We start from the raw sequence: 10,584 nt of genomic DNA, 5'->3' as shown, positions 1-10,584 counted from the left end.
GGGTGCCCGGGTCCACCACTACCGCATCCGGGTTCTTGCCGACGGGCACGGTGGCGGTGACCGTGTGCGTCGAGGCGTCGATCACCGACACCGTGCCGTCCTCCGCGACCTGCCCGCCTGGACCCGTCGCGCCGATGTTGGTGACGTAGACGGTGTGGGTGCCCGGGTCCACCGCCACCCCATCCGGGTTCTTGCCGACCGGCACGATGGCGGTCACGGTGTGCGTCGACCCGTCGATCACCGACACCGTGCCGCCTAGATTGTTGGCGACGTAGACGGCGTGACTAGCCGGGTCGACCGCCATCCATTCCGGCTTGCCGACGGGCACGGTGGCGGTCACGGTGCGGGTCGACCCGTCGATCACCGAGACCGTGCCGTCCCCCACGTTCATGACGTAGACAGTGTGGCTGCCGGGATCCACCACCATCCAGCGCGGGTCCTTGCCGACGGGCACGGTGGCGGTCACGGTGCGCGTCGAGGCGTCGATCACCAAAACCGAGCTGCCCGTGGTCATTACGACGTAGACGGTGTGGGTGCCCGGGTCCACCGCCACCACCGACAGGCCAAGCGCCACCCCCGATGGGTCCTTGGCGACGGGCACGGTGGCGGTAACCCTGTAAGCCGGACCAGTCGAGGGAGCGGCCGCGCGGGAACTCGTCGCCGGGCCCGGACCTCCGGACGAACCCCGACAGCCAGATAGCGACACGGCCAACACGACGGCACTGATGACCGCCAGCACGCCGGTGTCCATCAGTACCGGCGCGAGCCGCCAGCCTTTATGGGTTGGTTGATGATCGCCGTCGACGGTCGAATGTGCTCTCCGGGTCATCGTCGTAGTGTGCTACTGCGTCTACCCGCCGAGCGCGGGTTCGTCGAACTCGTTGCCGTCGAGCACTCGGACCGCTTCTGGGATGTATTTCCCCTTAGTGCTCGACGAGGCAGCTGGTGACGCCGGGGATCACCAGCGGGCCGACCAGCCCGGTGCCGTCGCGAACCCGGACCGCGAGGTGCGCGACGCCTTGATTGTGCAGATCACGCACCATCCGCGGGTCTGCGACCAGGTTGTCGGACAACACCACCAGGTCGGCTTCGGTGGGAGTCACCGCGGCATGCGGTTGGCTGCTCTGTTTGACCCGGGCACCCGAACAGCGCAGCGAGTCGATCAGCAGTTCCGACAGTGGGCCGCGTCCGTGCACCCGGATCGACGCCGACCGGACCGGCCGCTGCCGTCGGCCCCGCGTGGCGATCCCGGCCGCTAGCAACTGCGCGACGAGACCGTCCAGCTCAGCAGCGGCCGGGCCGGCCTGCCGTCGCAGTTCGCTCATTGGTACCGGTGCTTGCATCACCCGCAGCAGCGAAGCCAACCCGGTGGCAGTCAGGCCGCGCGGCGGGTGGATCAGCACGGCGCGGCGCGGACTCCACCCCACCTGAACGGCGCCGTCGGGGCGAAGCAGCACCGGCAGGGCCGGGTCCAGCGCATACAGGGGCGGCGTAGGCGACTTAGGCGGCTGCGCCATCCACGCACTGTGCCACGGCTGGGCGCAACTGCCGGGTCAGCTATCCACAGAGCCGGCGCCGCTGTCGGGGGCGCAATCGCCACCTGCGCGCCCACCGGGGCAGAAGACAACGCCGCCCGCCCGGGTATGGCTGGGCGGCAATTTGCGTTGCAGGGCCGGCCGGAAAGCCTGAAGGTCGCGGGTGTCGGTTCGCGTGCGGGCCGACGACCATGAGCTTAGGGTCGGCGAATGAACTGGATGACTTTACTGACCAACGCGCTCGTACCGCTTGCGTCCGTGATTTCGAGCGCCGCCGTCGCGATCTGGACGAAGCGCATCGACGCCAGGAACCGGGCGGAAGACCGCCGCCACGAACGTGTTCTCGACTTCGAGAAGCGGGCCGCCGATGACAAGAAGGCCGTGTTGAAGTCGCTGATCTCCGCGACCATCTACGTCAAACGCGCGGCCCAATACGAGGGGGCCGGCACCGCCGAGGAGATCGCCAGCCAGCGGCGCGCCGAGGCCCTCCGAGAGCTCTATGACTTCCGGATGCGCCTGGGCCTCGACGACGGGGTAGCCGAGCTGTTGGTCTACGCCGCGCCACCGGTGCGCGACATGGTCAGTCTGCTCCTCGACCAGTGGGATCGTCAGTTCCGCGAGCACGGGTACTCGCTGACCCAATTGGATTCGTGCAAGCGGCAGTTGGCGCAGACCACGGCCTGCGCTGGCCCACCGGACGACCCCACCGTGTACTACGAGGGTGAACTCAAGTGGTCCGAGCTTAGGAAAGTCGAGACGGTGTGGCTGAACAGGTTGGGCGGGGAGTCGGATCTCGATCTCGACGCACTCGTGGACCTGTGCGACCGCACCCTCGAGGCCGCGCACAAGGACTTGCGCGGCGGATACGGGCTCGAGTACTGACTCCGGGTCAGCTATCCACAGAGCCGGCGCCGCCGTCGGGGCCGGCATCTGTGCCCCGCTCGAACTCGGCGATCGCCTCATCGATCCCGCTGGTGTCGCCGCCGATGACGCGGTCGATGAACGCGGCCGGATCGTCGAGGTCGTCCGCGGCGGGCAGCAGATCGGGGTGCTGCCAGACCGCGTCGCGGGCGTCGGCGCCGGCGGCCTGCGTCAACCGGTCCCAGAGCGCGGCGGCTTCCCGCAGTTTGCGTGGCCGCAACTCAAGCCCGACCAGGGTGGCGAAGGTCTGCTCGGCCGGGCCGGCGGTGGCCCGTCGGCGGCGCAGTGTCTCACCGAGCGCGGCCGCGCCGGGGATGCGATCGCCGAGCGCCGCGGTCACCACCGTCTGCACCCAGCCCTCGATCAGCGCCAGCAGTGTCGCGAGTCGTTCCAGCGCCTGGGTCTGCTCCGGCGTGGCCTTGGGCTCGAACACCCCCTGGGTCAGCAGTTGCTCGAGGGCGCCCGGATCGTTCAGCGAGGCCGGGTTGAAGTCGTGGGCCAACTCCTCGATTCCCTGCATGTCGATCTTCATCCCCTTGGCGTAGGCCTCGACGGCGCCGAGCAGCTGACTGGCCAACCACGGCACATGGCTGAACAACCGGTGATGGGCCGCCTCGCGGGCCGCAAGGAAGGTGACGATCTCGCTGCGCGACTGCTCGAGCCCGTCGGCAAAAGATTCGATGGCGTCCGGCAGCAGCGCGGCGATTCCCTTGGGCCCCAACGGTAAACCGATATCGGTCGATGTCAGAACTTCGCGGGACAACCGGGCCAGCGCCTGGCCCAGCTGCGTGCCGAAAGCCATGCCGCCCATCTGCGACATCATCGACAGCAGCGGACCGGCCATGTTCTTCGCCTCGTCGGGCAGCGATTCGGCCCACACCGTTGCGATCTGCCGGGCCATCGGATCGCACAGCCGCTTCCAAACCTCCAGTGTGTTGTCCACCCAGTCAGTGGGGGTCCAGGCGACGGCCTTGCTGGTGCCCGCAGGCAGTGCGGTCACCCCGTCGAGCCAGGTCTCGGCGAGGTGGACGGCGTCGCTGATCGCCTGGCTGGTGGCGGCTGGAATCGGCGCGACGAAACCGATCGAACTCGATGCCAGCTGCCGGGCCAGCTCGTAGTTCACCGGCCCGGAGGACTGTCCGCCGGCCATCGCCGAGCCGGCGCCGCTGAACATCTGCCCCAGGCGGGTGAAGATCTGGCCCAGGTCGGCCATGTCGAATTGACCGCCGAGGCCGCCCAAACCAAACGGGTCCGCAGATCCCGAGCCGGACTCGGGGTCCTGGGGGCCGTCGTCCCGGCGCTTGTCGCGGTCGGGGTCGTCTCCGCCGGAGAAGCCGAAAGGCGGGTCAGCCATGCCCCCAACGGTACTCACCGGGGGGTCACGACGCGCGATCCGGCGTCACGCTCTGAGTGAACCGGCTTCCTATCGCCGCTGACCAGTCCGTCTAGTGTTAGCCAGGTGAACAGGCGGATTCTGACGCTGATGGTGGCGCTGGTGCCGATCGTGGTCTTCGGTGTGCTGCTGGCGGTGGTGACGGTGCCTTTTGTGTCCCTTGGCCCCGGCCCCGCGTTCGACACCCTCGGCGAGGTCGACGGCAAGCAGGTCGTCGACATCAAAGGCACGCAGACGCACCCCACGTCGGGTCACCTGGACATGACGACGGTGTCCCAGCGCGACGAACTCAGCCTGGCTGAGGCGATGACGCTGTGGCTTTCCGGCGAGGAACAGCTGATGCCGCGCGACCTGATCTACCCGCCGGGCAAGTCGCGGCAGGAAATCGATAAGGACAACGACGCCGATTTCAAGCAGTCCGAACATAACGCCGAGTTCGCGGCCTTGGGATATCTGAAGTACCCGCAGGCCATCACCGTGGTGGCGGTCACCGAATCCGGGCCTTCGGTGGGCAAGCTGCAGGCGGGCGACGCCGTGCAGGCAGTGAACGGCGCGCCGGTCGCCAGCGTCGACCAGTTCACGTCGTTGCTGAAGCACACGAAACCCGGCCAGTCGGTCGCGATCGACTTTCGCCGCAAGAATGCACCTCCGGGCGTCGCGCACATCACGTTGGGCAGCCACAAGGGTCGCGATTACGGCTTCGCGGGCATTTCTGTGACGGATGCCCCGTGGGCGCCGTTCGTGGTTGATTTCAACCTCGCCAACGTGGGCGGGCCCTCGGCGGGCTTGATGTTCAGCCTGGCCGTCGTCGACAAACTCACCACCGGCAGTCTCGCTGGCTCGAAGTTCGTCGCGGGCACCGGCACGATCACGGCCGACGGCACCGTGGGCCGGATCGGCGGCATCGTGCACAAGATGACGGCCGCCCAGGCGGCCGGCGCGACGGTGTTTCTGGTGCCGGCCGAAAACTGCTATGAGGCCACCTCGGGAAAGCTGTCCGGTCTGCAATTGGTGAAGGTTTCCAAGCTCGATGGAGCAGTGGAGGCGCTGCATGCCGTCACCTCCGGCGGCAAGCCGCCCAGCTGCTAATCCTGCGTACAGTTGTGATACGTCGGACGCTCATAGTCGACAGGAAGCAGGGAGTTAGCTAGTGGGAATGCGGCCCGCGGCCAGAATGCCGAAGCTGACTCGGCGCAGCAGGATCCTCATCACGATCGCCCTCGCGGTGATCTTGCTGCTGCTGATCGGTCCGCGCTTGATCGACGGCTACGTCGACTGGCTCTGGTTCGGCGAACTGGGCTATCGATCGGTGTTCACCACCGTGCTGTTGACCCGACTGGTGTTGTTCCTGGTGGTTGGGCTGCTGGTCGGCGGCATCGTGTTCGGCGGCCTGGCACTGGCCTACCGCACCCGGCCGGTATTCGTCCCGAGCAACGGCAACGATCCGGTAGCTCGGTATCGCAGCGTGGTGATGTCGAGGCTGCGGGTGATTGGAACCGGGATTCCGGTGGCGATCGGATTGCTCGCCGGGGTGGTGGCGCAGACCTATTGGGTACGCGTTCAGCTGTTCTTGCACGGCGGCGACTTCGGCATCGCCGATCCGCAGTTCGGCAAGGACCTCGGCTTCTATGCTTTCGAACTGCCGTTCTACAGGCTGGTCCTCAGTTTCTTGTTCGTGGCAGTGTTTCTGGCGTTCGCGGCGAATCTGCTGGCGCACTACATCTTCGGTGGTATCCGGCTGTCCGGGCGCACCGGGGCGCTGAGCCGTTCGGCACGCATCCAGTTGATCAGCCTGATCGGTAGCCTGGTGCTGCTCAAGGCGATTGCCTATTGGCTGGACCGCTATGAGCTGCTATCCCACACCCGCGGTGGAAAGCCGTTCACCGGCGCCGGGTATACCGATATCAATGCGGTGCTGCCCGCCAAGCTGATCCTGTTGGCGATCGCGTTGATCTGCGCGGTCGCGGTCTTTTCGGCGGTCGTGTTGCGGGACTTACGAATTCCGGCTATCGGGCTGGTGCTACTGCTGCTGTCGTCGCTGATCGTCGGTGCGGGGTGGCCGCTGATCGTCGAGCAGATCAGCGTAAAACCCAACGCCGCGCAGAAGGAACGCGAGTACATCAGCCGAAGCATCGCCGCGACCCGGCAAGCCTACGGTCTCACCAATGACGTTGTGAGCTACCGCGATTACAGCGGTGACCCGCGGGCAACCGCCGAGCAGGTCGCATCCGATCGTGCTACGACCTCCAACATCCGGTTGCTCGACCCGACGATCGTCAGCCCGGCGTTCACGCAGTTCCAGCAGGGCAAGAACTTCTACTATTTCCCCGACCAGCTATCCATCGACCGCTATCACGACCGCGACGGTAATCTGCGCGACTTCGTCGTCGCGGCCCGCGAGCTCAACCCGGATCATCTGATCGACAACCAGCGCGACTGGATCAACCGGCATACCGTTTACACGCACGGCAATGGTTTCATCGCCTCACCGGCCAACACTGTGCGCGGTATCGCCAACGACCCCAACCAGAATGGCGGATATCCGGAGTTTCTGGCCAACGTCGTTGGACCAAACGGCGGGGTGGTCTCCGATGGTCCGGCCCACCTGGACCAGCCGCGGATCTACTTCGGACCGGTCATCTCCAACACGCCCGCCGACTACGCGATTGTCGGACGCAACGGCACCGACCGGGAATACGACTACGAGACCAACGCCGAGACAAAGAACTACACCTACACCGGAAGCGGCGGAGTGCCGATCGGCAGCTGGGTGTCGCGTAGCGTTTTCGCGGCGAAGTTCGCCGAGCGAAACTTCTTGTTCTCCAGTGTGATTGGAAACAACAGCAAAATCTTGTTCAATCGTGATCCGGCGCAACGGGTTGAGGCGGTTGCGCCCTGGCTGACGACCGACAGCAACGTGTACCCGGCGATCGTCAACAAGCGACTGGTGTGGATCATCGACGCCTACACCACGTTAGACAATTACCCGTATTCCGAGCTGACCTCGTTGTCGTCGGCCACCGCCGATTCCACCGAAGTCGCGTTCAACCGAATGGTTCCCGACAAGCAGGTGTCCTACATCCGCAACTCGGTGAAGGCCACCGTGGATGCCTATGACGGGACGGTTTCGCTTTATCAGCAGGACGACCGTGACCCGGTGCTCAAGGCGTGGATGAAGGTGTTCCCCGGGACCGTCAAACCCAAGAGCGATATCACGCCCGAATTGGCTGCCCATCTGCGCTATCCCGAGGACCTGTTCAAGGTGCAGCGGATGCTGTTGGCCAAATATCACGTCAACGATCCGGTGACGTTCTTTTCCACGTCGGATTTCTGGGACGTCCCGCTTGACCCCAACCCAACCGCGAGCAGCTATCAGCCGCCCTATTACATTGTCGCGAAAAACATTGCCAAAGAAGACAATTCGGCGTCGTATCAGCTGATCAGCGCAATGAACAGGTTCAAACGGGACTATCTGGCCGCCTACATCAGCGCCAGCTCCGACCCGGCGACCTACGGCAAGATCACCGTGCTGACCATTCCCAGTCAAGTCAACGGCCCGAAACTGGCCAACAACGCGATCACCACCGACCCGGCGGTATCGCAGGACCTCGGGCAGATCGGTCGCGACAACCAAAACCGAATCAAGTGGGGCAATCTGCTCACGCTGCCGGTTGCCCAGGGTGGGCTGCTTTACGTCGAACCCGTTTTTGCCTCACCCGGCTCCAGCGACGCCGCCTCGTCGTATCCCCGGTTGATCCGGGTGGCGATGATGTACAACGACAAAATCGGGTACGGCCCCACGGTCAGCGACGCGCTAGCCGGAATATTCGGGCCTGGCGCAGGTGCAACCGCGGCGGGGATCGCGCCGACCGAGCCGGGCGCACCCTCGAACCCGCCGCCGAGCGCTGCACCGCAGCCCGATGGTTCGCCCCCGCCGCCGGCGGCTGCTGCCGTCCCGCCCGCACCGAATGAGGCTGTCACCTTGTCTCCGGCCAAGGCCGTCGCGCTCAAAGACGTTGAGTCGGCAATGGGCGCGGCGCGCGATGCGCAGAAGAGCGGCGATTTCGCCGCCTATGGAGCGGCACTGCAACGACTCAACGACGCGATTACCAAGTTCGACAACACCAAGTAACAGGTGGTCGAGATGGATCAGATCCCGGTGACGGTCGTAGCGCCCGGGGAAGGCGAGTACGTGGCGCTCCCGGGTTTTGGGGCTGTGTTCAAGTTGTCCAGCCGCACCAACGGGGGCGAGGTGTCGATCGTGGAGCACCCGTTCGAGGTGGGCTTGCTCACCGCGGCCCACCGGCACACCCGAGAGGACGAGCATTCGATCGTGCTGGCAGGCGAGATCGGCTTCCGCTCGGACGACAGTGAAGTCGTCCTGGGTCCCGGCGGCTATATCACCAAGCCGCGCGGGCAGATGCACGCGATGTGGAACGCCGGCAGCGAGCCCGGCCGCATCATCGAGATCATCACGCCGGGCGGGTTCGAGAACTACTTCCGGGAGCTGGGTGAGCTGCTCGTCGAGCACGCCAACGATCCGCTGGGCAAGGTCCTGCACGAGCTGCCGGAGTTCGGCGAGTTGGCCGACAAGTATGGGCTGACCTACGGCACGCCGGACTGGATGGACGACATCAGGCAGCGCTACGGGCTCAGCCCGCCCTCGCATTGACCTAGCGTCGTCCAGGCTGGTCAGCGCGCGATTTGGTGGCCTCGCGGGCGCTGAAGTAACCTGGTATTCACCCGTCGCGGGGTGGAGCAGCTCGGTAGCTCGCTGGGCTCATAACCCAGAGGTCGCAGGTTCGAATCCTGTCCCCGCTACTAGGCAAAACGGCCCTCGGAGAACGCTCCGAGGGCCGTTTTCATGCCATTTGGGAACACTTTTGGGAACATTCGCAACGCTAACGATTCGTTGGGAACGGTTTGAGAACATCGGTATGCGGCGCGCGCCGTCGCGCTCGGTGGCGCCTTGGAGGATCACCGGCCTTTGGCTCCGGTTCCTAAAGCATCACGCCGAACATGATGGCCATACCGGCGGCCATGAACGCGTGACATGGCGTTCCCCAGTCCCAGAGGCGCGCGGTGTTCGTCCCGGGGTTCGGTTTCGGCTGGGCGAAATACCGGTACAGCCAATACACAGTGGCACTTGCGAATCCGATAACCGCGATCCAGTTGAGGGTGATGATCCACCCGGGGTCGGCTGTCTCGGCTACGGATGTGTCCATGCCGGGCATATTCATATCCGACGAGCTAGACATCGTGTGGCCGGGTGAGTGACCGCGTGGGTCAAGCGGGCCGCCCGTCATCACCGCGTACAGCCAAGCTACCGCCGCCATCATTGTGGCGTGGTAGCCGTTGGTCAGTCGGCCATCGTCGCCAGAGAACAGGTGGGAAGCGACAAGCACGAACCAGACTGCCGCCGCTAGGAAGAAGACCATCGGCCCGACTGTGGGGAGTTTCGTCCCGGCGGGCCAGGCCATCACGACCATTGCCGCACACATGACTATGTGCAGCAGGCGTTCGATTGTGCATATCCAGCGTCCACGTTGCGCGACAAGGCCATACAAGTGTCCCGCGAAGCTGGCGCCGAAGAGGACCGTTACCGTCCACCGGAGCGCGAGGTCGCCGATCACGATCGGCTATATCGCATAGTCGGACTCTTCGATCGCCACATCGGTACTCTTGCCGATCATCTTTGCGTCGGCAACGTGGAAGCCCTGGTCCTCGATGGCCTCGACCAAGCGCGCTCCGTCGTCGCGGTGGATGATAGTGACCGTCTTCGCTGGCACGTCGACGTCCACCGCAGCAACGCCCTCAATGGCGGCGACGATGCCTTCGATCGCGGGCTTGCACATCTGGGACGAAATCCCGGGAAGGGTCAAGATCGTGGTGGTCATCAGCCGCTCCTTCAACTGTGCTGAGAATCCCTTTAAAACGTGCGGTTCCGAACTGCGCATTTCCGTGGTGGCCTCGTCTTTGGTTGCTCGGCGCCGGCGTCGGCTGCGAGGTCAAGGCCTCGGTTCTGCTGTGGTTACCAATTCCGCCTCGGGCAGTGCGCGCCGCCCCCGCGCCGGCTCCTGCCGGGTATCCCGCCCGAAGCGGCGAAGCCGCAGGGAGTTAGTCACCACGCTGACCGAGGACAATCCCATTGCCGCACCCGCGACGATCGGGTTCAGCATGCCGAGGGCGGCAAGGGGAATCGCGGCGGTGTTGTAGCCGAAGGCCCAGCCGAGATTCTGGTGGATCGTGCGCAGGGTTTGCCTGGAGAGCTGGATCGCGTCCACGACGCCGTCGAGCCGATCAGACATCAGGGTGATGTCGGAAGCTTCGATGGCCACGTCGGTGCCGGTGCCGATGGCAATACCCAGATCCGCCTGTACTAGCGCGGGCGCGTCGTTGACGCCGTCGCCGACCATCGCGACTACCCGGCCCTCGTCTTGAAGCCGCTGCACTTCGCTGACTTTGTCCTGCGGCAGTACCTCGGCCAGGACCCGGTCGATGCCGACCTGCTGGGCGATCGCGTTAGCGGTGCGGGTGTTATCGCCGGTGATCATGGCGACGTGTAGCCCCATGGCGTGCAGCTGTTGGACCACGTTGGCGGCGTCGTCTTTGACCGTGTCAGCCACCGCGAGCACACCGATAACGTGGCCGTCACGGCCGACGAACACTGCGGTGCGGCCCTGCTCTTCGAGTTCGGCGGCCGCCGCAGCAAAGTGCTCAGGCAGACCCAAATCG

General features: G+C 65.2%; 9 protein-coding genes, 1 tRNA gene and 1 pseudogene. 5 read left to right on the top strand and 6 right to left on the bottom strand.

Features of this window, described 5'->3' with window-relative positions; genetic code table 11:
• A partial coding sequence (locus WBF82_RS16990; protein ID WP_424384137.1) for a YncE family protein occupies nucleotides 1-829 on the bottom strand: 829 nt, incomplete at its 3' end.
• A gap of 106 nt (nucleotides 830-935) precedes the next feature.
• Nucleotides 936-1,517 (bottom strand): annotated as a pseudogene (locus tag WBF82_RS16985) (cyclodehydratase); the annotation flags it as partial.
• A gap of 228 nt (nucleotides 1,518-1,745) precedes the next feature.
• Between WBF82_RS16985 and WBF82_RS16980 the strand changes: the two are divergent.
• Entirely contained in the window at nucleotides 1,746-2,417 is a 672-nt protein-coding gene (locus tag WBF82_RS16980) for a hypothetical protein (RefSeq protein WP_424384136.1), read from the top strand.
• 7 nt (nucleotides 2,418-2,424) lie between these two features.
• On the opposite strand, the gene WBF82_RS16975 is transcribed toward WBF82_RS16980, so the two are convergent.
• Nucleotides 2,425-3,828 carry a zinc-dependent metalloprotease gene (locus WBF82_RS16975; protein ID WP_424384135.1) on the bottom strand — a complete coding sequence of 468 codons (1,404 nt, stop codon included), beginning with the start codon at nucleotides 3,826-3,828 and terminating at the stop codon, nucleotides 2,425-2,427.
• 87 nt (nucleotides 3,829-3,915) lie between these two features.
• Between WBF82_RS16975 and WBF82_RS16970 the strand changes: the two genes are divergently transcribed.
• From WBF82_RS16970 to WBF82_RS16955, 4 genes are all read left to right on the top strand, one after another.
• Nucleotides 3,916-4,938 (top strand): YlbL family protein, encoded by a 1,023-nt coding sequence (locus WBF82_RS16970; RefSeq protein WP_424384134.1) that lies wholly within the window; start codon nucleotides 3,916-3,918, stop codon nucleotides 4,936-4,938.
• 61 nt (nucleotides 4,939-4,999) lie between these two features.
• Nucleotides 5,000-7,981, top strand: coding sequence for a UPF0182 family protein (locus tag WBF82_RS16965; RefSeq protein WP_424384133.1), 2,982 nt, complete (start codon nucleotides 5,000-5,002; stop codon nucleotides 7,979-7,981).
• 12 nt (nucleotides 7,982-7,993) lie between these two features.
• A complete protein-coding gene (locus WBF82_RS16960) occupies nucleotides 7,994-8,521 on the top strand; it encodes a cupin domain-containing protein (protein ID WP_424384132.1) in 528 nt (175 codons plus the stop codon).
• A 75-nt stretch (nucleotides 8,522-8,596) separates the two neighbouring features.
• Nucleotides 8,597-8,670, top strand: a tRNA-Met gene (locus WBF82_RS16955).
• 179 nt (nucleotides 8,671-8,849) lie between these two features.
• Here WBF82_RS16955 and WBF82_RS16950 read toward each other — a convergent pair.
• The 3 genes from WBF82_RS16950 to WBF82_RS16940 all read right to left on the bottom strand — a co-directional run.
• On the bottom strand, nucleotides 8,850-9,482 hold the full coding sequence (locus WBF82_RS16950; protein ID WP_424384131.1) for a DUF5134 domain-containing protein: 633 nt from the start codon (nucleotides 9,480-9,482) through the stop codon (nucleotides 8,850-8,852).
• Nucleotides 9,483-9,488: 6 nt separating this feature from the next.
• On the bottom strand, nucleotides 9,489-9,746 hold the full coding sequence (locus WBF82_RS16945) for a heavy-metal-associated domain-containing protein (protein ID WP_424384130.1): 258 nt from the start codon (nucleotides 9,744-9,746) through the stop codon (nucleotides 9,489-9,491).
• Between the two features lie 111 nt (nucleotides 9,747-9,857).
• Nucleotides 9,858-10,584, bottom strand: a 727-nt coding sequence (locus WBF82_RS16940; RefSeq protein ID WP_424384129.1) for an HAD-IC family P-type ATPase, incomplete at its 5' end; no start/stop codon positions are given.

The organism is Mycobacterium sp. (assembly GCF_049673265.1).
Taxonomy (GTDB): Bacteria; Actinomycetota; Actinomycetes; order Mycobacteriales; family Mycobacteriaceae; genus Mycobacterium.
Note: the sequence above shows the minus strand (reverse complement) of the source record. Positions and strands in the feature narration are given on the sequence as shown.